This window comes from Methyloprofundus sedimenti, from assembly GCF_002072955.1.
GTDB classification, from domain to species: Bacteria; Pseudomonadota; Gammaproteobacteria; order Methylococcales; family Methylomonadaceae; genus Methyloprofundus; species Methyloprofundus sedimenti.
The window spans coordinates 1991011-2016895 of sequence record NZ_LPUF01000001.1; the positions used below are offsets into that span (position 1 = coordinate 1991011).

The window sequence follows — 25885 nt, forward strand, 5'->3', positions numbered from 1 at the left end:
ATTGTTCAAAGTAGGATGGGCAAAGGAGCTTTATCCCGTGCCCATCATAGCGATGGTGATGGGCACGCTACGCTTTGCCCATCCTACATTTATTATAGCTGTGTTGGTTCTTAACTTAATGGCAGTGACGCAGAACGTGGGTACGAGATTTGGTTAGTATATTTTTTGCGGGTTACCTTAAATCTATTATCCTAGAAACCTCAATTGAGCACGGATTTTGTGGAAAATCTGAGTGTGAAAGACAAGGCACAGCTCGCAGGCAATGGCCGTAGCCCTTGGCAAGAGCTGTAACGCAGTATTTCGTGCTCAGATTTATCCACACAGCCGTGAAGCGGAATATAGTCACCCAACAGGTGACCAGCATTTACGAGCATTATATTTTATATTCATTCACTTATAATGCTTTATAGCGGTCAACTGCGGTTTCTAGGATTATCAACGGAAGAAAATTAGTGTTATAACAGAGTAAGAGTTTATAAAATTAGTGAAGGTATTGTAAAATAAGTGGTTTATTTATTATTGCTCTGGATTTACGTTCCGGTTCGCATACAGGTGTCATATGTCAAATATTGTAGTATCCGCATTATATAAGTTCGCCACGCTTGAAGATTTCAAAGAGCTCAGAAGTCCTTTATTGCAACTGATGGAAGACCATCAGGTAAAGGGCACTTTGTTGCTTGCTAAAGAGGGGATTAACGGGACCATTGCCGGTGACCGAAAGGGTATCGATAGTATAATCGCCTGGTTACGATCTGATCCTCGTCTTGCTGATATTCAAAGCAAGGAATCTTATGAACAGGAAATGCCGTTTTATCGTAGTAAGGTTAAATTAAAGAAAGAAATTGTGACTATGGGCGTTGACAGCATAGATCCGCAGAAAATTGTCGGTACTTACGTCAAACCGCAAGACTGGAACGCACTTATTTCTGATCCTGAAGTATTACTGATCGATACGCGTAACGACTACGAAGTTCAAATAGGCGGATTTAAAAATGCTATTAACCCGGCAACAGATAGCTTTCGTGAGTTTCCTGAATATGTCAAACAGCACCTGGACCCAAAAAAGCACAAAAAAGTAGCCATGTATTGTACCGGTGGCATTCGTTGTGAAAAATCTACCGCTTATCTGAAACAGCAGGGGTTCGGTGACGTGTTTCATTTGCAAGGTGGCGTATTGAAATACCTGGAGGAAATTCCTGTAGAACAATCACTTTGGCAAGGTGAATGTTTTGTTTTTGACAACCGGGTAGCGGTAAATCACGACTTGGAAAAAGGTCAGTATGACCAATGCTATGCTTGTCGATACCCTATAACAGAGGAAGAAAAAAATAGTGAACACTATCAAAAAGGTGTCAGCTGTCCTCATTGTTACGATAAGGTCAATGAACAGCAAAGGAGTCGATTTGCTGAACGGGAAAAACAGGTTCAGCTAGCTAAACAACGTGGCGAAGAACATATTGGTTCCTCGGCAAGTCATATTTCGTCAAAGCGTCGCGCATTGAAGTACCAGGAAAAAGATCAACAAAGACAGAAGGTACTACTTCGCGATGCAGCTAAATAGTCTGTTGCAAGATTTGCAGGAATAAACGCGATTTAACTTTATTTGCCGAAAATACAGTTGTGGGGTTATATTCTAGATATGTTTTTTTAAATTTACACTTTGTTATGCGATACTAATCAATCTGGAGTTCTTCGTTTACTTGATGCTTGATATTACTTCGCGCTGTCAAGACAGTGCGAAGTATAATTATAAATAACTTTATTTAAAGGGAAAAGAAATGCAAACCGTACACATTGTAAAATCATATTCACCGCTTTTATTGGCTGTTTCACTAGGCTTTTCAGCGCCTGTATTCGCAGAGGGTTTAAGCCTGGATTCACTAAGTAATGGTCTGACAAGCATACAAGATACTGCCGAAACAGCTCAACAAGCGGTAGAGACAGGCAAGCAAATGACTACACTGGGAACAGCTGCCGCAGTATTACCGTCGGATGCGGGGTTAACAGAAACATTAGTCAGTAAATTGGGGATTTCATCAGCTCAGGCGCAAGGCGGGGCAGGGGCAATTTTTAAAGCAGCTAAAGGTCAGCTGGATGCAGGGCAATTTGCACAGATCAGTGCCGTAGTTCCTGAAATGGATAGTTTGTTAAGTGCTGCACCTAAGACATCCGGTTCCTCTTCCAGCCTGATTAATGGTGCTTCATCACTGATAGGGGATAATGTTAGTAGTTATGGCAATTTTGATGCTTTGGCGTCTTCGTTTATTGATTTAGACCTTTCACCTGATATGGTTGATAAGTTTGTACCTGTTGTAGTCGATTATGTTAAACAACGCGGTGGCGCGATGACAGGTGATATATTGCAATCAGCTTTATTTGAAAATTAAAAGTCCCATATAGACTTCAGGGGCGTAGTCTGGATGCAGGGTACGTAGCGCAAACCAGCGTAGCGATTAAAATATTGCGAGTTGCGTGAAAGGTATGCGATACGTTCCCTGTTTGAGATGAAAAAAATTATTCGTTACCTGATTGAAAAAAACTACCTGATTACCCATAACTCTCAGCTATATTCGTCATTCCTGCATGCTTTTAGCAGGAATCTCGTGGGGTAAGCAAAGATTCCCGATAAAAGACTTCGGGAATGACGAGACTATTAATATACTGATATTTAAATTTTTTTTAATATGGCTGTGAGTTGTACGTAAGCAGGAAACACTATTCGCATTAGCAAGATATCCGTATACCAAAACGGTATTTTTCTGCACTTTTATTAAAAAATTACTTTATGATTTCTTTGCATAATCACACTTATTCAACACGACGTATTTTTACCTCTATTGTTGTTATTATCAGTGTTATCTTTATTGGCTATTGGCTGGAAAATCATATTGCACTTATTGAGGCAGGCCTAAAAGAATTAGGACCCTGGGCCAGTGTAGGATTTATTGCATTATTTATTGTATTAACACCCTTCTTTTTCTCTGTCGATGTTTTATGTGTCATCGCGGGTACTTTATTTACGCTGAGTGATGCGATAGTTTATGTCATGATTGCAACTATGCTGGCATCAGCTGTCATTTTTTATCTAGGGCGCTATGTCGTCAGAGAAAAAGCACAAAAGTTATTACAGCAACATCCCAAACTCAATATGTTAAATCAGATAATCGATGAGAATGGTTTTAAAGTAATATTTTTGCTGCGTCTATTACCCATCCCATTTGCTCTGCTTAGTTATGTTTTTTCTATTAGTCGTATCCGGTTTTTACCTTACTGGATAGCAACAACCGGCTTGTTTATTTATAATACGGCACTGGTTTATTTTGGTTACCTAGCGGGACATTTTTCTGATCAGTTAGTTAAAGGGGCTAGCTACGAGGGACCTCATAATGTGCTACTTTTCGGGGGAGTTTTTGCTTGTGCCTTAGTCATTTTTATTATTTCAAAAGTAGCTAAACACCAACTTTCACAAATGCAACCTGATGCTGAACAAATACTTTAAAACGTGTAATAGGTTGACTTGTAAAGTATTTCAGCTAGGGCGCAAAACACTAAAGAATATTTAATCGGTCTGGTTACAAGATTAAAGGATTATTAACCTTGATCTTTTCCTGCTGTTTATAACTTTCAGAACAAATCGCTCTTTTTGTCGAATAATGCAAATGCATAAACTAACCCGTGCAATTGATTTTTGTGATTGAAAAGAGATCGACTATTATATTTTCCATACTTAACGGTAACATAGTGTTATTTCTTGGGTGTATTTTGACAACGACAAAGTAACAGGAGTCTATGTCATCGTTTATAGTAGTACGGTGAAACCATTGCCGAGCTTCGGAGGGTATAGTGAAGGAGTACGTACAGACCTCGTCGCAGCTTTCGCGAAAAATATTGATGTGCTTATCTTGCTTTTATCCACAAAACCGTGAAGCGGAATAGAGTCAGCCAACAGGTAACAAGCATTTACGATCATTATATTTTATACTCAGTTACTTATAGTGTTTTATAGCGGTCAACTGCGGTTTCTAGGACAACACAATTAAAGGGCTAAGGCTTGTAGACTTTGATAACAGACGAAATTAACATAATAGAGTAATGATCTTGACTCAACAGATGCTAGCTTACTTATATCTTGCTATTGCAATAGTGGCCGAAGTTTCTGCCACGTGTGCATTAAAAGCATCTGCGGAGTTTACACGGATTATTCCCAGTTTGATCGTGATTGTTGGCTATGGCGTATCATTTTATTTGATGGCACTAGTACTAGAAACAATGCCTGTGGGCATTACCTATGCTATTTGGGCAGGTTTGGGTATTATTTTAGTGGCTATTGTGGGTGCTGTCGTTTACAAGGAAATTCCTGATTTTCCGGTGATTATGGGTATGGCTTTGATTATAGCCGGCGTGGTCGTCATCCATGTCTTTGAAAAACACTGATGATGTAACGCAATAGATTTAGCTATCGAATGGCACCAGTACGGTAGTTCCGACTAGCATAGCGTAATCGGACGCATGCTATTCACCGCAGCCCGTCTAAATATTTATAGCGTCTCCCCAGTTCGGCAAATAAATACCCTGAGCAATGTATTGATGAAAAGTAGAATAAGGCCAATCGATAACATGTCTTACCAATCCATGCTTCAACGGATTCACATGCATGTAGTCGATATCAGTTAATTGTAAATTTGTAATAATGGTCAATTAACAATAATGCAAAAATCAGCATCAAATAAACGATGGAATAGCCAAAGGTTTGCATGGCGGTTTTATCTGATTTTGTGTGCATCATTTTGATTGCAAAATAAATAAATCCTAAGCTCAGTAAAGAACCTGGAATCAAATAAATCAAACCACTCATCCCGGTTAAATAGGGGAGCAGGGTGACGATAAACAATAAAATAGTATACAGCAGGATATGTAAACGGGTAAATTCTGTGCCATGCGTTACCGGTAGCATGGGAATATTAACTTTTGCATATTCATCACGCCTGGCGATTGCCAGCGCCCAGAAATGCGGTGGTGTCCAGACAAAAATTAATAAGAATAGCAAGAGAGCGTAGGGGTGAACTTCTCCGGTCATTGCGCACCAGCCAAGTAATGGAGGGGCTGCACCTGCTGCGCCACCTATGACAATATTTTGCGGCGTCATGCGCTTTAAATATACTGTATAAATAACTGCATAACCTATCAGTGATAAAAAAGTAAGCACAGCGGTGAGCGTGTTAACCAGTAAAACCAATATCAACATCGCTGCAATACCTAACACGCCAGCAAAGACCAGTACATTGGTTGAACTAAGATCGCCCTGAGGCAATGGACGGTTCTTGGTGCGTGCCATTTGTGCATCTGCTTTTTGATCGATAAAATGGTTGATGGCTGCAGCCGATGCAGACGCCAAACCGATACCCAGTGTTGCATATATAAACAGCGCAATTGGCGGCATGCCTGGAACGGCAAGCAGCATGCCCACATTGGCAGTAAAAACCAGTAATGCAACCACTTTGGGTTTGCATAACTCAAGATAGTTTTTCCAGGTGATAGTTGTTTTTTCGTTTGTCATGCTTAGTTTATTTGTTTAAGTCATATCTGAGATAGAATACGTGGTTTACGGGTATTTTATGCTCTATTGTTCGGGAGAAGTTAATAAATGATAGTCCGTCTGTTTATATTGTTATTTTATTCATTTAGTGTACATGCCGCTGAAGTTCAAGAGCATGTATTAACTAATGGACTAAAGGTTTTAGTTAAAGAAGAACATCGTTCCCCAGTGGTCGTGTCGCAAATCTGGTACAAAGTAGGTTCTAGCTATGAGCCATCAGGTATCACTGGCATTTCTCATATGCTTGAGCACATGATGTTTAAAGGTACGGATAACTACCCTGCTGGAAAATTTTCTGAAATTATTGCAGAAAACGGGGGCCGGGAAAATGCTTTTACTGGGCGTGATTATACCGCATATTTTCAAACGCTGGAAAAGTCTCGTTTAGCGATAAGCTTTGAGTTAGAAGCCGATCGTATGCGCAACTTACATTTATTAGCTGAAGAGCTGGATAAAGAGTTGCAAGTTGTGATGGAAGAACGACGCATGCGTACCGAAGATAACCCGCGTGCCAAGCTGCAAGAGTATTTAATGGCGATGGCTTACTCCAGTTCACCTTACAAAAATCCAGTGATCGGCTGGCCCAGCGACATAGAAAATTATCAAATAGCTGATTTACAGCAGTGGTATCAGCACTGGTATGCGCCAAATAATGCCACCTTGGTTGTTGCCGGTGATGTGCAGGCTGAAGAGGTTTTTAAATTAGCAGAGCACTATTTTGGAGCTATTCCAGGTGAGAAAATAAAACCCTTAAAACCGCAATTTGAAATCGAGCAAGTGGGGGTTCGACGTATGACGGTTAAATTACCGGCTGAAGTTCCTTATATACTTATGGCTTATAAAGTTCCCAGTTTAATGACAGTGGATCAGGAATGGGAAGCCTATGCTTTAGATGTCCTGGCTGCCGTACTGGATGGTGGTGACAGTTCGCGTTTGCCGGCCAGATTGCAGCGTGGTCAACAAATCGCCAGTTCAGTTGGTGTGGGTTATGACTTTGGGGCGCGTTTGGAAGAGTTATTCATGATTGAAGCAACCCCGGTAAAAGGTAAAACGCTGCTTGATTTGGAAATTGCATTAAAGACGGAAATACGCGAGTTACAAAGAGAAACAATTAGTGCCAGTGAATTAGCAAAGGTTAAAGCTCAAGTGATGGCAAACTCGGTTTATGAACAGGATTCACTGTTTTATCAGGCAATGAAATTGGGCATGGCTGAAACCGTAGGTCTGGGATGGCAGAAATCAGAACAATATAGAGAAAAAATTAATCAGGTGACTGCTGAGCAAGTGCGTCTGGTGGCGGATAAATATCTGCTGGAGTCACAATTAAGTATCGCTTACCTAGAGCCGCAGTCTATGCGGGCAAATACAACAGCGGGAGTTAATCATGCGCATTAAATTATTATTAGTCACCCTGTTATTTAGTTTAGCTAGTGTACCTGCATGCGCTTTTCAAACAATTAAACATTGGCAAACAAGCCAGGGCGGGCAAGTCTATTTTGTTGCCAGTCCTGGTTTGCCTATGGTGGATATGCGTTTAGTTTTTGATGCGGGTAGTGCGCGTGATGGAACGCATCATGGTATTGCGTCGTTAACTAATAGTTTGCTAGCAACTGGTGCAGGACAATGGAATGCCGATCAAATTGCACAGCGATTTGATGCTGTCGGAGCAGAATATACTTCTGCAGCCGATCAGGATACTGGCTGGGTTAGTTTGCGCAGCTTAACCCAGGCTGATTTACTAGAGCAGGCTTTGAGCACTTTTGAGAAAATCATTAGCCAGCCTCGATTCGAGCAAGACCAGTTCCAGCGCATCAAACAGCAGACACTGATTGGACTTCAACAACAACAAGAAAAGCCTGGCTTTATTGCTGAAAAAACGTTCTATAAGGCTATCTATGGCGAACATCCGTATGCACACCTGGTCGATGGTGAGATAGAGACACTAAAGGAAGTACAGTTATCTGATATTCAACAATTTTATCAACAGTATTATGTGAGGAATAATGCTGTTTTAGCCATTGTGGGTGATTTAACAGAGCAACAGGCGCAGCAAATGGCTGAAACCTTATTTAAACAGTTAAAACAGGGTGAAAAAGCAAAACCATTGCCAAACGCGAGCTTACCTGAAAAAGCCAGCAAAGAGCATATCAATTTCCCATCAACACAAACGCATGTTCTTGCCGGTCTGCCAGTATTACGCAGAAAAGATGTTGATTATTTTCCCTTATATGTTGGTAATCATATTCTAGGCGGAAGCGGTTTAGTTTCTCTACTGTTTGATGAAATCAGGGAAAAACGCGGGCTGGCTTATAGTGCCTATAGTTATCTTATGCCTTTAGAAGAACCCGGGCCTTTTACCATGGGCTTGCAAACGCAAAACAAACAAAGCACCATGGCGATTGAGCTAATGCAAAAAACTCTGGCTGATTTTATTCATCTAGGGCCGACACAGGAACAATTGATAGCGGCGCAGAAAAACCTGACGGGCGGTTTCGTCTTGCGTTTTGATAGTAACAAGAAACTATTAGATTATGTTGCAATGATTGCTTTTTATCAGTTGCCATTAGATTACCTGGATAGTTTTCAGGATAAAGTTTCACAAGTCACTGTCGATGACATTAAAGCCGCCTTTCAGCGCAGGGTAAATACTGATTTATTGCAAATCATTAGTGTTGGCGGTGAAGAGTAAAGCAAGTGAGTAATAAAGTCAGAATAATTGGCGGAGAATGGCGGGGGCGTAACCTGTCTTTTCCTGATGTACAAGGTCTGCGCCCTACGCCGGCAAGAGTTCGGGAAACAGTGTTTAACTGGTTACAATATGATGTTGTTGTCAGCCGGTGCCTGGATTTATATGCAGGCAGTGGTGCATTAGGTATGGAAGCGGCATCACGTGGGGCAAAGTCTGTTGTTCAGGTAGAGAATGATGCGCAAGTGTGTCGGCAATTGAAGCAGAACACCGAATTAGTTGCGACCAGCAAGGTTAAAATTGTTCAACAGGATGTTTTTCGCTATTTGGCAGGCAGCGCTGAAAAATTTGATCTGGTCTTTTTAGACCCCCCGTTTGCTAAAGGCTATGCTGTGCAAGCGGCAAACTGGTTAGAAGATAAGTTATGGCTGACAAGTCAGGCCAAAATCTATATTGAAGTAGAAAGCCAACTAAAATTAACCGGGCTACCTGAAAACTGGACAATGTTAAAACATAAAACAGCAGGTGAGGTTGCTTATTATTTATTCGAGCGCCTGGACGAATAAGTTTTTACTGGCCGAAAGTAGGGCGTGGCTTTAGCCCGCCTATAGCACACAACTAATGTAACCTGCCCCCGCATATGTTAAATATAGTCATTGAAGCAAAACTGTCCCAGGCTTAAAAACTCCAGATAAAATAAATAAACTCATTGATAAATAGCAAGGTATAATGGTCAGCTAAGAAAAATTCTGTACATTATCAATGTACTCGGTTTAGAAAAAGATAATGAATGTAACAGCAATATATCCCGGGACATTTGATCCTGTCACTAATGGTCATTTAGATATTATTTCCCGTGCGGCAAAGTTATATCATAAAGTTATTGTTGCGGTTGCTGTTAACAGTAATAAAGCGCCATTGTTTGATATAGAACAACGCGTTGCTTTATTAGAGCAGGTCACTACTGAATTTACAAATGTCGATATTATCGGCTTTGATAATTTACTGGTTGATTGCGCAAAACAACAGGGTGCTAATGTTGTACTCCGTGGTTTAAGAGCGATTTCAGACTTTGAATACGAGTTTCAGTTAGCCGGGATGAATCGCCGTTTATCACCTGAATTAGAAACCATGTTTCTAACGCCAGCTGAACAATACGGGTTTATTTCGTCGAGTATGATTAAGGAGATTGCAAGATTAGGTGGAAATATCACCGAATTTGTACCCGATAATGTACTACAGCATTTAATAGAAAAGTTTAATAGAAAAGTTGAATAGAGGAAAGCATGTCACTACTTATTGATGATGAATGTATAAATTGCGATGTTTGTGAACCAGAGTGCCCGAACGGTGCTATCTCTCAAGGAGAAGATATCTATATAATCGATCCTGAGCTATGCACTGAGTGTGTCGGACATCATGATGTACCGCAATGTATTGAAGTCTGTCCGGTAGATTGTATTGATAAAGATCCCGCTAAAGTTGAAGATCAAGATTCACTTTATCAAAAGTATCTAAAACTGACAGCCTGATAAATTTTTAGTATTACCCGGACTAAAAAAGAGGAGCAATAGCTCCTCTTTTTTTTGCAGTGAGTCACCAGGATATTGATCCGTTAACAAGCTGCAACCCACAATTGAATATAGAGTAAACAAAACAACATGGCATTAATACGCTTAAAAAAAGTTTCCATTGCATTTGGCACACACGCACTGCTTAAGCAGGCCGAATTTCAACTGGAAGAGGGCGAACGGGTGGGGCTTCTAGGCCGTAATGGAGAAGGGAAATCTACTCTAATGAAAATTATCATGCGGCAAATTCATGCAGATGAAGGTGATGTCTGGTACAAACCCGAATTGCGTATAGCAGTACTAGAACAAATGCCACATTTGCCGGATGAAGAAACTATCTATGATGTTGTTGCAGGTGGATTAGGCGAAGTAGGGAAATGGATTAAACGTTATCACGAACTGACTTTGATGACTGACTTTACTGATGCAGTCATGAAAGAAATGGGTGATTTACAGCATAAGCTTGATGTGCATAATGGCTGGCAAATTCAGCAGCGGGTAGAAAATATTCTAACTCGATTAAATCTCCCCTCAGACACTAAGGTAAAAGGTTTGTCTGGTGGATGGAAGCGTCGTGTGTCATTAGCTAAAGCATTGGTCATAGATCCTGAAGTATTATTACTGGACGAACCAACTAACCATCTTGATTTAGAAAGTATCATGTGGCTGGAAGAACAATTGCTTAGTTTTAAAGGGGCTATATTATTTGTCACTCATGACCGGTCATTTCTGCAAAAATTAGCAACTCGCATTATTGATCTTGACAGAGGCCAGCTGGTTTCATGGCCGGGGGATTATGCTGATTATCTGGTTAAAAAAGCCGCCTCATTAGAAGAAGAGGCTACACAAAATGCACTGTTTGATAAAAAACTTGCTGAAGAAGAAGTCTGGGTACGTCAGGGTATTAAGGCGCGTAGAACACGTAATGAAGGTCGCGTCAGAGCCTTGTTGGCGTTACGCAGAGAGCGCTCTCAACGACGTAATTTACAGGGCACCAGTAAACTCTCAATGGAAAGCGGTGAATCTTCAGGTAAGAAAGTTATCGAAATGAAAAACGTCAGCTTTACCTACCCTGAAAAGGCGATTGTCAAAAACTTTTCCACCATCGTTCAGCGAGGTGACAAAATAGGTTTAATCGGTCCTAATGGGGCAGGTAAAACCAGCTTCCTAAAGCTATTGTTGAAAGATCTGGAACCTGATAGCGGCTCTGTTGAACAAGGTACAAAATTGCAGGTTGCCTATTTTGATCAGCTAAGAGAAGAGCTAAACCCTGAAATCAGCGTTGCTGATTCGATCGCAGAGGGTAATGATCATGTCCTGATTAATGGCGAGCCTCGGCATGTTATGTCCTATCTGGGTGATTTTCTATTTGCACCCGCACGTGCGCGCTCTCCGGTGAAAACCTTGTCTGGAGGTGAAAAAAACCGCTTATTATTAGCGAAATTATTTACCAAAACTGCCAATCTGATCATTATGGATGAACCTACCAATGATTTAGATATGGAAACGCTGGAGTTGCTGGAAGAGCGCCTGGTTGAATATACCGGTACTTTGCTGATTGTGAGTCATGATCGGGTATTTTTGGATAATGTAGTTACCAGCGTCATCGTTTTTGAAGGTGAGGGTGTGGTCAATGAGTTTGTTGGCGGTTACTCGGACTGGTTAGCGTATAGCCAGGCACATGCAAAAGAGCAGGGGAAAAGTAATAAAAAAATAGCCAAAACTGAAAATCATCAGACAGTTGGCACGTCTGCTAAAAAGAAAAAATTAAGTTATAAAGATCAACAAGAGCTCGCTGAACTTCCCGCCAGCATAGAAGCTTTGGAAAGCAAACAGACAGAGATTAGTGGACAAATGGCTGCTCCTGAATTTTATCAACAGGATGAGACAAAAATCAAAATAGTGCTGGATGAGTTAGCAAAAATTGATGCCGATTTAGTGAAAGCCTATGCACGCTGGGATGAACTAGAGGCCTTGACAGAATAAATTATTGCAATAAATGTTATGTTGAATTAAAATAATCGGCTGTTCAACGCATGTTGGTCAGTCTAAACACGGAGAGCTGGCCGAGCGGCCGAAGGCGCACGCCTGGAAAGTGTGTATACGGCAACGTATCAAGGGTTCGAATCCCTTGCTCTCCGCCACTTTACTTGTTGATATATAAGTCAATTATTTGCTGAGTTCAATAGCATAATTGCATAGTGCAAACGGTCTTTGTTACACAAGGACGTTATCGTGGCTAAACCCCCATATCTTTTAAGACGAAATAATACTTTTTAATTTCGTTTACTCTTAATTTACCTCTCTAATCACATTCTCAATGAGTTTTTAGCCGTGTCTGGCTTTTACTAAGCCATTACGAAAGACAAGAAACTGAAATCTATATAATGAAGAGAAAGTCAGCCTTAGCTTAAAACACCAGTATTGACCATATCTTTTTCCAATGTATAGCTATAGAGTAACAAGGCTGTAGTTAATTCTCATATTGTTTCCTTTAATGAAACAAACTAATAATAAATTACTATATTGTCATTTTCTTATGTCGCTGTATAGTATGTATCAAATACTTAATATTTTTAGCGATAAAAGGAAGCAAACAATGACAGACTTACAACAAGATATTTTAGTAGGCCTATTATTCATTACTGGCATTTTTGGTTTTATTTCAGGTGCGTTTGTCGCATCGGCTTCTATTTTTGCAGCTTCAGCTATTTTTAGTAATATCCACCTTACTGGACGTTTGCAGAATTAAGTAAGTTAATAGATTTTTTTATGTAGTATCCTCTTGGAAGTACCTATAAACAAGATTTCTCCTCGTGATCTTGTTTATCTTTATAACGCTTGTTACTCCGGTAACAAGCGTTTTTTTTGCCTGGAGATTATGTATTACCAGACGCCGGTATTTTCCATAGAGACCCAGGGTTCAGCTGGTTTTAGAGGTTTATCTTTTTGCAATAATTCGATTGAGATTAGATCTGGGGAGCGGATAAAGGCCATGTGACCATCACGTGGTGGCCGATTGATAGTCACTCCGCTATCTAGTAATTTCTGGCAGGTAGCGTAAATATCATCCACTTCAAAAGCCAGATGACCAAAGTTGCGTCCACCGGTGTAAACTTCGGTATCCCAGTTATAAGTTAACTCGACTAAAGGCGCTGCTGTATTTTTTGCCAGCGCAGTATCAGCTGGAGCATTTAAATACACTAATGTATAGCGACCTGCAGCATCATCAAATCGATGTGATTCTTGCAAGCCGAGTTGCTGGCAGTAAAAATGCAGTGAAGCTTCCAGGTTTTGTACTCTGACCATGGTATGTAAATATCGCATTAGTATTCCTTATGTTAGGGTGAATAGTAAGTTTAATCAGCGAGCTAAGCAATGCCTTTAATGATTCAAAATTTCAGGTAAAAAAAACTCACTGACTAATAATGGGTGATGATGGATGGCATATATGGTTCTACGGCCCCACAGGGGCTGATTGACCTGGATTTTTTGCTGTATGATTTTATTCCAATGCTTGTTTTGAACCTCGGTTATTTCCAGTGCCAGGCGTTCCAGCCCGGGATAGGAAAAAATAACTTCGCCCAAAGGTCGGTTGCCTAGATGCGACAGGTTTTGATGCGCACTTTTGATAGTTCGTTTGGGTATAATGGTGCGTGCAAGAACTAAGGGGATATCGTCGGCATAAAGCAGTACTTCACGAGTTAGATTATATTTCCCCGGGGGACTTTTAAGCAACTTGCTTTCTGAGATAAAGGCTCTTTGCCATTGGTTGTTAAGTACTTCTACACGAACCTGTGGACCATAATAATCCCGGAGCCGCTGCGTGATAGATCCTGCCTCATAAATCCAGGAAGCGGCGTTATCAGGTATGTTTAAGCGACTTTTTAAGCGATTGCAAAACCAGACGGGTTCTTTGCGATATAAGCTACTTTTATTGCTCAATGTTGTTAAACCTCAGCATATTTAGTTGTTGTGCCTAACCAGCGTTCAATCAGGAGGGGGATATTTTCGGGATAGTCTTGCTGGATTATATGCACTGCCTCTGAAACCTGGTCCAGTAGCTCAGTATCACGTTCCAGATTGGCTATTTTAAACTGCATTTGTCCTGTTTGCCGCGTGCCCATCATCTCTCCAGGACCGCGTAATTCTAAGTCTTTTTCGGCAATAATAAAACCGTCACTGGTTTCGCGTAAGATATTGAGTCGTTGACCGGCTGTTCTTGAGAGTGGCGATTGATACATCAATAGACAGAAACTATTATCACTTCCCCGGCCAACACGGCCGCGTAACTGATGTAGCTGAGACAGTCCTAAACGTTCGGGATTTTCAATAATCATTAGACCTGCATTGGGAACATCAACTCCGACTTCAATAACGGTTGTGGCAACCAGTAAATCCAGTTGGTGTTGTTTGAAGGCTTGCATAACAAGATCTTTGTCAGCGGATTTCAAGCGCCCGTGTACCAGGCCAATGCGTACATCGGGCAATATTTCTGCTAACATTGACGCGGTTTTTTCTGCTGCTTCACATTGCAAGACTTCGGATTCTTCAATCAAGGTACAAACCCAGTAAACCTGTTTGCCTTGTTGCACCCAGTTGCTAATTTTGGCAACCACTTCAGCGCGACGTTCTGAAGAAATCGCGCGGGTCACGACTGGAATTCTACCCGGTGGCAGTTCATCTATAATAGAAATATCAAGATCGGCATAATTGAGCATTGCCAGAGTTCTTGGAATAGGTGTAGCGGTCATTATTAATTGGTGAGGCTTGGTATTTTTATGTTGGCCTTTATCTCTGAGTGCCATCCGTTGATTGACACCGAAGCGGTGTTGTTCATCAATAATAACCAGTCCTAATCGGGCAAATGTTACCGCATCCTGAAATAGAGCGTGGGTACCTATAATAATACCCGCATTACCATCAGCTATGGCTGCTAATGCCTGCTGACGTTTTTTACCTTTTAGCTGACCCGTTAAAAAGATAATCTTTGTATCAAATTCTTTGAACCACAGATTAAAATTGCGCAGGTGCTGTTCTGCGAGGAGTTCAGTCGGCGCCATAATGGCAACCTGATATTGACTGCTTAGAGCGAGCAAGGCTGCATATGCTGAAACAACCGTTTTTCCTGAGCCCACATCACCCTGAATTAAACGTAACATGGGGGAATTATTAGCACAATCAGCGGCTATTTCTTTAATCACTCGCTGCTGCGCTCTGGTTAGGCTAAAGCTTAGGTTAATGAGAAATTGTTGTGTTTGTTTTTGGCTGCACTTTAAAACAGGTGCTTGCCAGTGTTTATCAAATAATTTACTTTGTAATTGACTTAATTGGTGGGCAATAAATTCTTCAAAAGCAAGACGTTTTAAAGCAGGATTCGGGCTGTTTTGTAAAGCATAAACCGAGATGCCCGGAGCAGGAGTGTGTAGGGTATTTAACGCGGTATTCAGGCTTGGGTATTGAAACTTTGTTAATACAGCTGCGGGTAATAGATCGGGAAGTGAATCCGGGTTGTTATTATAGAGAGCTAATGCCTGCTGCACTGCTTTTCTGATACTTGTCTGGCGTAGTCCTTCCGTCAGCGGGTAGATCGCTGTTAATGCATCACTGGTTATGCAATCATTTATTTGCTGGATAACTTTATATTCAGGATGAATCATTTCATAACCAGAGTAACCCTCTTTTATTTCACCAAAGCAACTGATTAATGTTCCTGAACTCAGGCTATTGTGTTGTGTTGCACTAAAATGAAAAAAACGCAGGCTTAGATAGCCGGTTTCATCACTTATCTGGCAGATTAAAGTGCGCCGACCACGATTTAAAATGCTAGTGGAAACGACCCTGGCGCAAATTAAGGCAATGTTGCCAGGTATGAGTTCATTTATTGTTTGAACACGGGTGCGATCTTCGTAACGCAATGGCAGGTGGAAAATTAAATCACGCAGTTGGCGGATATCTAATTTTTCTAAGCGGCCTACTGCTTGCCTGCCAATGCCATTTAATGAGGTGACAGCTTGATTAAGAATGGCCTGTGAGTCCATGGCGAGAGATTAATAAGTGGGTGATGATTAATCTGGCTAATCAATTTCAACAAGCAGACTGGTGGCTAAAGTCTGGCTGTTTGCAATGCAGCACAGTATAAACTCACCAATTACTTGTGTAATATTTTAAAAATTTCTGGATATTAGAAGCACTTAATAATATTCAGGTGGTTTTAATTCCATAATGGCATCCATTTCAACGCCGACACCTTTTGGTAAGGCCGCGACGCCAACTACAGCACGGGCAGGGTAAGGTTGAGTAAAATATTCGCCCATTATTTCATTTACAATCGGGAAATGAGATAAATCTGTAAGGAAAACATTTAACTTAACAATATCCTGTAATTCACCGCCTGCTGCCTCAGCTACCGCTCTCAAGTTATCAAATACGCGTTTGATATGCATGCTGATATCACCTGCTGCAATTTCCATGGTATCTGGATCTAGTGGAATTTGTCCTGATAGATAGACAGTCGTTTCTACTTTTATGGCTTGTGAATAAGTGCCAATTGCTTGTGGTGCAGATTCAGTATGAATGCTCTCTTTTTGCATGAATATTTTTAGCCTCTTGTGCGGGTGATTTTTAAAACAATAAATAACTTTTTAAGCTGACGCATTATATTTGCTAAATGTACTCTGTCTTTAACTGTTAAGGTTATCAAATCTACAGAAACTCGCCCGTCCTGATCAGTAATAATGACATTTTCTATGTTGGAGCCCATCTTGGAAATTGTTGAAGCAATGGTCGCCAGGGTTCCCGGCTGATTTAACAGCTCCAGACGTATTTCTGTTGGATATTCGCCAGATGCATCATCGCTCCACTCGACTTCTAGCCAGTTGGTTGATTTTTTCCGTTCGTTAGTACTGTTTCGGCATTCATGATGATGTATTACAATCCCTTTTCCCGGGTTGAAATAGCCTACGATTGGATCTCCTGGAATAGGTCTGCAACATTTTGCAATAGTCACAACCATGCCTTCCGAGCCTTTGATAGTGAGCGGGGTCTCTTTGCGTGTTTCAGTGTCATCCAGTTTTATGACGGCACTTATATCTGTCTGATTGAGTTGTTTGGCAATTAAAAAAGGCATCTTATTGCCTAAACCAATCTCTTCATACAGCTGATCAATACTCTCAAGTTTGACTGCTAACAATAATTGCTGTTGCATTAACTGAGAAATATCCACTAAAGATTTACCCATATCTTTAAGTTCTTTTTCCAGTAAACGTCGGCCCAGGCTGATCGCTTCCTGTTGTTTAAAATGCTTGAGATAAGAACGTATACCAGTACGCGCTTTATTAGTTACAACATAATTTAACCAAAGTGGGTTCGGTCTTGCCCAGGAAGCAGTAATAACTTCTATAGTAACTCCATTTTCCAGTTTCGTTTGTAAGGGTACCAGGTGTTTATCAATGCGGGCTGAAACACAGGAGTTGCCTATATCTGTATGCACCGCGTAGGCAAAATCGACCACACTGGAATTCCGGGGGAGTTTAATAATGTTGCCTTGAGGAGTAAAAACAAAAATTTCCTGAGGGAATAGATCAATCTTTAAATTGTCGATAAATTCTAATGAATTACCCGCTGTTTTTTGAATCTCAAGTAAATCACGTACCCATTCGTTGGCACGGGTTTTAGATTTAGAATGCTCTTCGTCATCAGATTTATAAAGCCAGTGAGCCGCAATACCTGACTCAGACATACGATGCATTTGATGGGTACGGATTTGAATTTCAATCGGAACACCATACGGGCCAATTAAAATAGTATGTAAGGACTGATATCCATTTGCTTTGGGTAATGCGATATAGTCTTTAAATTTTCCCGGAATAGGTTTAAAAAGGTTATGCACAATGCCTAAGACTCGGTAACAGGTATCCACATCATCGCAATGAATTCTAAACGCATAGACATCAAAAATATCCGAGAAAGATAGATTTTTGGTCAGCATTTTTTTATAAATACTGTATAAATACTTTTCTCTGCCGTGTATTTCGCAAGAAATATGCAATTGCTGTAAGCGTGTGTTTAAGGAATGAATAATTGTTTCAACAATTTCTTTACGATTGCCACGCGCTTTTTTTACTGCATTTTTTAATATCCGGTAACGCATTGGATACATGGCTTGAAAGCACAATGATTCCAGTTGGTGACGGATCCTGTTCATGCCTAAACGATTGGCAATAGGTGTGTAAATATCAAGTGTTTCTTTAGCGATGCGGCGTTTTTTATCCGGACGCATGACACCTAAAGTCTTCATATTGTGTAAACGGTCACCTAACTTGACCATGATGACACGCATATCTTTTGTCATCGCCAGGCACATTTTACGCACATTTTCTGCTTGTGCTTCGGCTTGGGTTTTACAGTTTAGCTGAGTCAGTTTGGTGACGCCGTCAACTAATTCGGCAACATCATCACCAAATAAGTTAAGGATGTCTTCTTTAGTAACATCGGTATCTTCAATAAGGTCATGAAGAATTGCAGCCATAATGCCATGCACATCCATACGCATTTCTGCGAGAGAAATAGCGACGGCAAGAGGGTGGCAGATATAGGCTTCACCACTTTTTCGAAATTGTCCAGTATGATGTTTAGCGCCAAATTGATAAGCCTGGCATACCAGGTCAATATGCACTGGATCCAGATATTGACCTAGTATGCCATTGAGTTGCTCATACAGACGTTGCTCAGGGCTTGCAGTCATAGCTGTAGGTTCCTGAGCGCTCATATTTTAGTTGAATGTACTTAGTGCGGAGTCTGTAGGCTCTCCAACTTGATGTAACATGTCGATATTTTGTTTGGTTACATGTCCTTCAGCAATTTCACGTAAGGCAACCACGGTATCTTTATCTTTTCCGCGAGTAACAAACTCATCGGCCCCTTTTTCTAATTGGCGCGCTCTTTGAGATGCTAGTAATACTAGTTCAAAGCGGTTTTCAACATTATCTAGACAATCTTCGATGGTAACTCGTGCCATTTTTATTAAACCTTTTGTGGATATTCAAAATTGAAATAACAGATCATTATATGAGACTTTTAAGTTCTTATAAAACTTTCCTTAGAAATAGAGAGCATTAGGAATGATTTTGGAGCTACTTAAAGTTATACTTATTCCTGATCTGTAATCGACTGAAACTCTTAGTTTTTTGCTTCTAATGCCGCGATAGCTGGAAGTTCTTTGCCTTCTAAAAACTCTAAAAAAGCACCGCCACCTGTAGAAGTGTATGATACTTTGTCTTTAATAGCATATTTATCGATTGCAGCCAGGGTATCGCCACCACCGGCTATGGAAAATGCGTCGCTATCAGCAATTGCAAAAGCTAAGGTTTTTGTTCCTTCAGCAAACTGATCAATTTCAAAAACGCCGACTGGGCCATTCCAGACTATAGTTTTTGCTGACTTTAGGATAGCTGCATATTGTTTAGCTGTTTCAGGGCCAATATCTAGCACCATGTCATCATCAGCAATATCGCTTACTTTTTTGATAGTCGCAACAGCCGTATCAGAGAATTCTTTGGCACAAACCACATCTACGGGCACTGGGATTTCAGAATTATTAGCCTTTGCTGCTGCCATTAATGCTTTTGCATCTGCAATTAAATCAGCTTCATAAAGTGATTTTCCGACTGAGTAGCCAGCTGCTGCGATAAATGTGTTGGCAATACCGCCACCAACAATCAACTGATCAACTTTTTCTGACAAGGTTTTTAGCACCGTCAGTTTAGTAGACACTTTGGATCCGCCTACAATGGCAACAACAGGACTTGCCGGATTATTTAAGGATTTACCAAGGGCCTCTAATTCGGCTGATAATAATGGTCCAGCGCAGGCAATTTTGGCATGCTCAATAACGCTGTGAGTTGATGCTTGTGCTCTATGCGCAGTACCAAAGGCATCCATTACAAAAATGTCGCATAAAGCCGCCATTTTTTTGCCTAACTCAGGACTATTTGCACTTTCACCGACATTAAAACGGACGTTTTCACATAAAACAACTTCACCTGGCTTAATGTTTATGCCATCGATCCAGTCCTTTTCGAGACGAACGGGTTTGCCGAGTAGGTCTGCCAAGCAGTCCGCTACCGGTTTTAAAGAAGCAGCCGGGTCAAACTGGCCTTCCGTTGGGCGACCTAAATGCGACATTAGCATAACAGCAGCGCCAGAATCTAAGGCAAGCTGGATCGCTGGCAGGCTTGCACGAATGCGAATATCACTAGTAATCTTGCCATCTTTAACAGGTACGTTAAGGTCCTGGCGGATTAAAATGCGTTTACCATTTAAATCTAAATCAGCCATTTTTTTTACTGGCATGTTGTCTCCGAGAGTAAAGTGTGAATAAAGAGCGCGCTAGATTTATAACAAGGAATAAATTCAGCGCTAAATAGAAAATATTATACCTTAAGTCTGTCTTGTGATTAAATTAACCCTGCATATTCAGTCTAGGCTGAATGTAAAAAATAATTTTCATATTGAGACAGTAAAAATAATTGAGGTAAGTAATGGCTATTGATAATCAGGAATTTAAAAATACTCTTAAGCTTTGGGCAAGTGGTGTATCAGTAGTTACAACATTTTCTGAAGCAGGAGCGTTAGGAATGACTGCGACTTCATTTGCTAGTGTATCCATGGATCCGCCACAAATTTTGGTTTGTCTGCATGAAGTTACGGATACAGGTTCTGCAATTCTGGAAAATAAGAAATTTGCAGTTAATATTTTAACATCAGCACAGGAACAAATATCAAATCAGTTTGCTGGCGGAATGAGCATGGATGAACGCTTCAAAAATGTGATCTGGCATAAAGGCAAATTAGGCCTGCCGGTTTTTGATGAATCTCTTGCAACTCTAGAGTGCACTGTGGTTCAGCAGTTTAAGGCGGGAACACACTGGATTGTTGTCGGTGAAATTCAATCTAACCAGTGCAATACTGGTGAGCCATTGTTGTACTTTAATTCAGCTTATCAAAGGGTTGCAAGTTAGTTTATGAGGTTTTTTTATTTTCTGTTAAAAGATTGATCTTTGTAACCAGGCAGGTTTTTCCTTAATTTCAGATTTTCATAAATTATTTCTTGTAGTACTTCTGCTGCATATCAATTGGTTTTTGTTGTAAATATATCCAGTTTGTACTTTAGTAATTCAGCAAAATCCATGTGTTATTCACTTGTCATGATCATGGATGGTTAAGCAAATGACAGATCAAACAAATCTGTTAAAAAAGTGTCCTGGATGGGAGGTATGCAGAAAATTGATATCTTCCTGAGTACTAAGAGCGGTAATGCTATGCTGGAGCTTCTGAAAATTACCTGTACAGAAGGCTCAGTAAGAGCAAAATACTTTCTTATCCGGCTCTCGCCACTCCCTGACTGGCATATCGAATTCGGCAGAAAATTCATTAGCGAGTCTATTATCCTGAAGTAAAGCAAAAAGTCAGCGAATTAATTTTAATCATTTGAAATCGCCTTATGCATCGGGATTGTTGGGAATATCATAGATTTTGGTGTTGCCGACAGTTATTATTTTATACAACAATAAAATGAATTCTTACTCATCCTTCATCATTAACGATTTGCAGTCTTTACTTACTTGGTATTGTAAAATTACTCTCGAAATAACTTTACAATACTAAGTAAGTAAATTATAAAAGACTAATATTATTTGTTAATCAGGAGTACTTTATGAAAAATAACGTCAATATTCAGCGTCGTAAACTTTTAAAATTTGCTGGTGCTGGAGCAGTCGCAACTGCTGCATTTTCTACATTTCCTGGTTTTCTAAATGCTAAGACGATGAGGGTAGGTAGCCGGCCTTCGCTTGATTTCAATCCCGATATAGAAATTCGCCTCACGGGAGAAGTTAAATATGTCTCTATTTTTAAAGGTCCAACTACTCGTGTCTGGAAAGTGACTGGTGAAGTACTAAAAGGTGATAAAACGGCTATAACGAATGACAAAGAGAGCTATTTGGCACCCACTATTCGTTTACATAAAGGTCAGAAAGTTCGTATATATCTGAAGAATGAATTACCTTCCGCAACAATATTACATTGGCATGGTTTACATGTGCCAGCCAAAATGGATGGTAACCCGATGTATGCTATTGATAATGGTGAAACCTTTGTGTATGAATTTGAAATACTCAATAGAGCGGGAACTTATTGGTATCATGCGCATACTCACAATTTAACTGCCAAACATGTCTATTCAGGGCTTGCTGGCTTTTTTATTGTTAGTGATGATGAAGAGCAGGCGCTTAAATTGCCGCGTGGTGAATTTGATGTCCCTTTGGTTATTCAAGATCGTAATTTTGATCAGCAAAACCAGCTGAAATATGATGGCGGCATGATGCAACGCATGCATGGGTTTTTAGGGGAACAGATTCTGGTTAATGGCCGACCTGAGTTCAAACTTCCTGTAGAAACGCGTGCTTACCGTATGCGTTTATTAAATGGCTCTAACTCACGCATTTATAAATTAGCCTGGGATGATGGTACGCCTATTAAAGTCATTGCCACAGATGGCGGGCTTTTAGAACGTGCAGAAACGCTCCCTTATTTAACACTTGCACCCGCAGAACGAAGAGAAATATGGGTTGACTTTAGTGGCAAGGAAATCGGCACTGAGTTAACTTTGCGTAGCCTGGAATTTTCTTCTGGTGGTATGGGTATGATGGGGGGAATGGGCGGCGGTATGCGTGGTGGCCGTGGTGGCGGCATGATGGGTGGCATGGGAGGAGGGCAATCTCATGCTGGAGAGGAGTTTACAGTGCTTAAAGTTCGTGTAACCAAAAAATCTTCCAGTAATGACGTCTTGCCAAAACGATTAAGTAAAATACCAGCGCTAAGTGTTGCTGATGCTGAAAATCCTCACTCACCTCGTCGTATAACACTGTCGATGCGCCATATGTCTGCATTGCTCAATGGACGTTCTTATAAAATGAATGATATCAGGCAAGACGAGGTAGTTCCTGTTAATACCGTGCAGCTAATGGAATTTGATAATGGTTTTCATGGTATGGGCGGTATGGGGATGATGGGCATGAGTATGCCTCATCCTATGCATTTACATGGTGAGCAATTCCAGGTGCTTAAGCGTGAAGTTAGGTCTAAATCTGGAAAAGGATACACTTCAGTTTCTGAAGGCTTTTTGGATAAAGGCTGGAAAGATACAGTGTTAGTGATGCCGGGAGAAAAAGTCACAATATTGAAACCATTTAACGACTATACCGGTCTGTTTATGTATCACTGCCATAATCTGGAACATGAAGATATGGGCATGATGCGTGATTTACTGGTTAAATAGAAAAGTTTAGTACGAGCGTTTTTTTGCCGCAATGGGTAGCTTAAGCATTCACTGCACTGCGGTTTCTAGGTTAAAACGTGAACCAATTAATCTCCAGGAACAATGAAAATGTAATATTATTGAAACACATAGCTAGCACAATAAATAGAATGGATATTGATTTAATTCAATATTTTTTCGGTTTTAAGTCGATTGCATGATGTAAGAATCAGGACAGGTAGCAAGCTATATTTGGATTATGCGCAATAGATATAGGAAAAGGAAATAGTATGCAAACAAGCAAACAAATTGTTATTGAAGGGATGATGTGTGGTGGTTGTGAGACCATTATTGAGGATGCAGTTTCTGCAATGGACGGTGTTATTGATGTAAAAGCTGATTACGCTAGTGGTAAATGCACGGTAAGTTTTGAAGACAATAAAACTAGCCTTGAGCGTATTTATAAAGTTATTGAAGATAAAGGTTATCAGATTGGTTTAATCCCGTCTGGTAAAGGGAAATTATTTACCAGAATCAGTGTTTCGATACTCGCATTAATCGGTATCGTTTTGTTAATGGTTTTTTCGCGCAAATTATGGCATCAATTTAGTGTGCCTGATATAAGCTCACAGCTAAGCTACGGTATGATTTTCGTAGTTGGTTTAATTACCGGGTTACATTGTATTGGCATGTGCGGTAGTTTTGTCATCGGTTATACCGTTAAAGATGCCGAGCATGGACGTTCTGCTTATTTGTCGCATATATTGTATGGCGTAGGCAAGACACTTTCTTATGCCATGTTTGGGGCTATATTTGGCTTTATTGGTTCGGTTGTCAGTATTACCCCGTTTATCAGTGGTGTGAGTATTTTATTAGCGGGAATATTTTTAATTATTTTCGGCCTTAATACGCTTAATTTATTTACAGTATTAAAACGGGTAAGGATTAAGCAGCCCGAAGCGATGGCGCGTTATGCAAACAAGAAAAGGAGAAGTTCACGCAGCCCATTTTTTATAGGCTTTTTCTCTGGCTTTCTGTTAGGTTGTGGTCCATTGCAAGCGATGTATATTATGGCTGCAGGTAACGGCGACCCGGTGGCAGGGGCGAAGTTTTTAGCGGCATTTGGTTTAGGTACCTTGCCAGCCTTACTTACCTTTGGTATGGCCACTCGATGGCTTTCAGGCGCAATGACCCACCGAATTACACAAATTTCCGGTGTCATTTTGCTCGTTATGGGCGGTATGATGTTGAACAAAGGCTTAATGAAAACTAAGTCTGGTTATGATTTTAAATCCATTAGCACCCCCTTGATTCAACAACTTAATCAGAAATAGGATGTGCTGAGGCACGAAGCGCATCATTTGTGGCTATGCGTCACATCCTATGTCTAAGACATGTCAAGTTTCACAACTTTTGTTGTCACACAGCAAGCGATACCAATAGTATCCGCAGAGTAATATGAAGGCACCCATTGAATCGGCCAGCCAATCATTAACATCACTCATTCTTCCTGGCACAAATGACTGATGCCATTCATCAAGCATCCCATATACACTGCAAAATATCAGACTGGATATAAGCAATAGAGGCAAGGATGATATGACATGTCGAAAAGCACGCAGCACAAAAGCAGCCATAACAAAATAAGCTCCTGCATGAATCACTTTATCCTGATGCTGAAATAACAGCGGTGCTGGTAGCGTCGACTGGTCTGAGAGCCAGTAAATCAAAACACAATAGAGTATAAGCTGTGCGTAAACTAATGCTTTGCTATAATATCCGGACATAATTAAGGTCTGTGTGGAATTTCCTGTGTAAATGAATAATGTTTTTGATTTTGCCGAAGCCTGTCTACATCGTGCAGATATTGATGAAAAGTTACAATTAACGGCAAAAGCTTGGCAATTATATCAACAAGGCGGTTTACAGTTTGATTCTTTATTTGAAGTGCAAGGGATAGAAAATGTTTGCTTTCCTGATAAGCCTGAACTGCTTGCGCCTCGGTATATGGTAAGGCGTAAATTGGGCACTCTGGAAGGCGTACAAGCCTTTTATCATGCTCTGGCACATATTGAATTTATTGCCATTTATCTTGCTTGGGATATACTCTATCGTTTTCGAGGTTTGCCGGAAAAATTTTATCAGGATTGGTTAAGGGTCGCGCAAGAAGAAGCGGTACATTTTAATTTGATCCGTGGCCATTTGCACAAACTAGGGATTGAATACGGTGATTTACCTGCACATCAGGGGTTGTGGGAGCATGCACAAGACACAGCACATGATTTACTGGCGCGATTAACAATTATCCCTCGATGTATGGAAGCAAGAGGGCTAGACGTAACGCCAGGAATGATAGAGAAAATCAGGCAAGTGAAAGATGAAGCCGGGATCAAAATATTACAACGCATTCTGGAAGATGAGCAGCAGCATGTGCTATTTGGCTCAGAATGGTTTTACCAGCAGTGTCATGAGCAACAGCTGGACCCCGAAGAAACTTTTAAAACTTTGCTTTTAAAATATTTTAATAATAACAAACCAAAAGGCCCGTTTAATATCGAGATGCGCTTAAAAGCGGGTTTTACTGCAAATGAATTAACCTGGTTAGACGCGCAGTAAAAAAACAGCGGCTTGCGTTTGTTATTCACCATTTGCAGGGGAAAAGCAAAGCTTTAACTATTTTTACATGGCGAGGCTAATTTTTTAACCTCCAGAAT

The 25885-nt window shown here is 40.6% G+C and carries 24 protein-coding genes and 1 tRNA gene; 16 read left to right on the forward strand and 9 right to left on the reverse strand.

The window, feature by feature from the left end:
- Positions 1 to 559: 559 nt before the first annotated feature.
- The 4 genes from trhO to AU255_RS08850 all read left to right on the forward strand — a co-directional run bounded on the left by trhO (position 560) and on the right by AU255_RS08850 (position 4434).
- The gene (gene trhO, locus AU255_RS08835) at positions 560 to 1561 is read left to right on the forward strand and encodes an oxygen-dependent tRNA uridine(34) hydroxylase TrhO (RefSeq protein ID WP_080522535.1); all 1002 of its coding nucleotides are present in this window, start codon (positions 560 to 562) and stop codon (positions 1559 to 1561) included.
- Positions 1562 to 1778: 217 nt separating this feature from the next.
- Positions 1779 to 2387: a DUF2780 domain-containing protein gene (locus tag AU255_RS08840; RefSeq protein ID WP_080522536.1), complete on the forward strand. Its 609-nt coding sequence runs from the start codon at positions 1779 to 1781 to the stop codon at positions 2385 to 2387.
- A 398-nt stretch (positions 2388 to 2785) separates the two neighbouring features.
- A complete protein-coding gene (locus tag AU255_RS08845; RefSeq protein WP_080522537.1) occupies positions 2786 to 3499 on the forward strand; it encodes a TVP38/TMEM64 family protein in 714 nt (237 codons plus the stop codon).
- A 611-nt stretch (positions 3500 to 4110) separates the two neighbouring features.
- On the forward strand, positions 4111 to 4434 hold the full coding sequence (locus tag AU255_RS08850) for a DMT family transporter (protein WP_080523313.1): 324 nt from the start codon (positions 4111 to 4113) through the stop codon (positions 4432 to 4434).
- 232 nt (positions 4435 to 4666) lie between these two features.
- Here the strand turns inward: AU255_RS08850 and cyoE are convergent, their stop codons facing one another.
- Positions 4667 to 5557 carry a heme o synthase gene (gene cyoE, locus AU255_RS08855; protein ID WP_080522538.1) on the reverse strand — a complete coding sequence of 297 codons (891 nt, stop codon included), beginning with the start codon at positions 5555 to 5557 and terminating at the stop codon, positions 4667 to 4669.
- Positions 5558 to 5644: 87 nt separating this feature from the next.
- On the opposite strand from cyoE, the gene AU255_RS08860 reads away from it, so the two are divergent.
- The 8 genes from AU255_RS08860 (at position 5645) to AU255_RS20325 (ending at position 12605) form a co-directional block, all read left to right on the forward strand.
- Positions 5645 to 6991, forward strand: a complete 1347-nt coding sequence (locus AU255_RS08860) for a M16 family metallopeptidase (RefSeq protein ID WP_080522539.1) — start codon at positions 5645 to 5647, stop codon at positions 6989 to 6991.
- Complete coding sequence (locus AU255_RS08865) at positions 6981 to 8285, forward strand: M16 family metallopeptidase (protein ID WP_080522540.1); 1305 nt, start codon at positions 6981 to 6983, stop codon at positions 8283 to 8285. Before AU255_RS08860 ends, AU255_RS08865 begins: the two co-directional genes overlap by 11 nt.
- 5 nt (positions 8286 to 8290) lie before the next feature.
- Positions 8291 to 8848, forward strand: a complete 558-nt coding sequence (gene rsmD / locus AU255_RS08870) for a 16S rRNA (guanine(966)-N(2))-methyltransferase RsmD (RefSeq protein WP_080522541.1) — start codon at positions 8291 to 8293, stop codon at positions 8846 to 8848.
- A 220-nt stretch (positions 8849 to 9068) separates the two neighbouring features.
- Positions 9069 to 9560, forward strand: coding sequence for a pantetheine-phosphate adenylyltransferase (coaD, locus tag AU255_RS08875; RefSeq protein WP_080522542.1), 492 nt, complete (start codon positions 9069 to 9071; stop codon positions 9558 to 9560).
- Positions 9561 to 9568: 8 nt separating this feature from the next.
- Positions 9569 to 9814, forward strand: a complete 246-nt coding sequence (locus AU255_RS08880; protein WP_080522543.1) for a YfhL family 4Fe-4S dicluster ferredoxin — start codon at positions 9569 to 9571, stop codon at positions 9812 to 9814.
- Positions 9815 to 9943: 129 nt separating this feature from the next.
- A complete protein-coding gene (locus AU255_RS08885; RefSeq protein WP_080522544.1) occupies positions 9944 to 11839 on the forward strand; it encodes an ATP-binding cassette domain-containing protein in 1896 nt (631 codons plus the stop codon).
- A 70-nt stretch (positions 11840 to 11909) separates the two neighbouring features.
- A tRNA-Ser gene (locus AU255_RS08890) sits at positions 11910 to 11997 on the forward strand.
- A 455-nt stretch (positions 11998 to 12452) separates the two neighbouring features.
- Entirely contained in the window at positions 12453 to 12605 is a 153-nt protein-coding gene (locus AU255_RS20325) for a hypothetical protein (protein WP_198942575.1), read from the forward strand.
- A gap of 134 nt (positions 12606 to 12739) precedes the next feature.
- Here the strand turns inward: AU255_RS20325 and AU255_RS08895 are convergent, their stop codons facing one another.
- The 7 genes from AU255_RS08895 to AU255_RS08925 all read right to left on the reverse strand — a co-directional run bounded on the left by AU255_RS08895 (position 12740) and on the right by AU255_RS08925 (position 20206).
- Positions 12740 to 13180 carry a VOC family protein gene (locus AU255_RS08895; protein ID WP_080522545.1) on the reverse strand — a complete coding sequence of 147 codons (441 nt, stop codon included), beginning with the start codon at positions 13178 to 13180 and terminating at the stop codon, positions 12740 to 12742.
- Positions 13181 to 13237: 57 nt separating this feature from the next.
- Entirely contained in the window at positions 13238 to 13798 is a 561-nt protein-coding gene (locus tag AU255_RS08900; RefSeq protein ID WP_080522546.1) for a chorismate--pyruvate lyase family protein, read from the reverse strand.
- 5 nt (positions 13799 to 13803) lie between these two features.
- Positions 13804 to 15894 (reverse strand): ATP-dependent DNA helicase RecG, encoded by a 2091-nt coding sequence (gene recG / locus AU255_RS08905; RefSeq protein ID WP_080522547.1) that lies wholly within the window; start codon positions 15892 to 15894, stop codon positions 13804 to 13806.
- A gap of 153 nt (positions 15895 to 16047) precedes the next feature.
- A complete protein-coding gene (locus AU255_RS08910) occupies positions 16048 to 16446 on the reverse strand; it encodes a RidA family protein (protein WP_080522548.1) in 399 nt (132 codons plus the stop codon).
- Between the two features lie 8 nt (positions 16447 to 16454).
- Positions 16455 to 18599, reverse strand: coding sequence for a RelA/SpoT family protein (locus AU255_RS08915; RefSeq protein ID WP_198942576.1), 2145 nt, complete (start codon positions 18597 to 18599; stop codon positions 16455 to 16457).
- 27 nt (positions 18600 to 18626) lie between these two features.
- On the reverse strand, positions 18627 to 18872 hold the full coding sequence (rpoZ, locus tag AU255_RS08920) for a DNA-directed RNA polymerase subunit omega (RefSeq protein ID WP_080522550.1): 246 nt from the start codon (positions 18870 to 18872) through the stop codon (positions 18627 to 18629).
- 161 nt (positions 18873 to 19033) lie between these two features.
- Positions 19034 to 20206 carry a phosphoglycerate kinase gene (locus AU255_RS08925; protein ID WP_080522551.1) on the reverse strand — a complete coding sequence of 391 codons (1173 nt, stop codon included), beginning with the start codon at positions 20204 to 20206 and terminating at the stop codon, positions 19034 to 19036.
- A 188-nt stretch (positions 20207 to 20394) separates the two neighbouring features.
- Here AU255_RS08925 and AU255_RS08930 point away from each other — a divergent pair, with 188 nt between their 5' ends.
- The 3 genes from AU255_RS08930 (at position 20395) to AU255_RS08945 (ending at position 24505) form a co-directional block, all read left to right on the forward strand.
- Positions 20395 to 20874, forward strand: coding sequence for a flavin reductase family protein (locus tag AU255_RS08930; protein ID WP_080522552.1), 480 nt, complete (start codon positions 20395 to 20397; stop codon positions 20872 to 20874).
- Between the two features lie 695 nt (positions 20875 to 21569).
- On the forward strand, positions 21570 to 23192 hold the full coding sequence (locus tag AU255_RS08940; protein WP_080522554.1) for a multicopper oxidase family protein: 1623 nt from the start codon (positions 21570 to 21572) through the stop codon (positions 23190 to 23192).
- Between the two features lie 269 nt (positions 23193 to 23461).
- Complete coding sequence (locus AU255_RS08945; protein ID WP_080522555.1) at positions 23462 to 24505, forward strand: urease accessory protein UreH domain-containing protein; 1044 nt, start codon at positions 23462 to 23464, stop codon at positions 24503 to 24505.
- Positions 24506 to 24568: 63 nt separating this feature from the next.
- Here AU255_RS08945 and AU255_RS08950 read toward each other — a convergent pair whose 3' ends face one another.
- Complete coding sequence (locus AU255_RS08950) at positions 24569 to 24958, reverse strand: VanZ family protein (RefSeq protein WP_080522556.1); 390 nt, start codon at positions 24956 to 24958, stop codon at positions 24569 to 24571.
- 31 nt (positions 24959 to 24989) lie between these two features.
- On the opposite strand from AU255_RS08950, the gene AU255_RS08955 reads away from it, so the two are divergent.
- A complete protein-coding gene (locus AU255_RS08955; RefSeq protein ID WP_080522557.1) occupies positions 24990 to 25787 on the forward strand; it encodes a ferritin-like domain-containing protein in 798 nt (265 codons plus the stop codon).
- Positions 25788 to 25885: the final 98 nt, after the last annotated feature.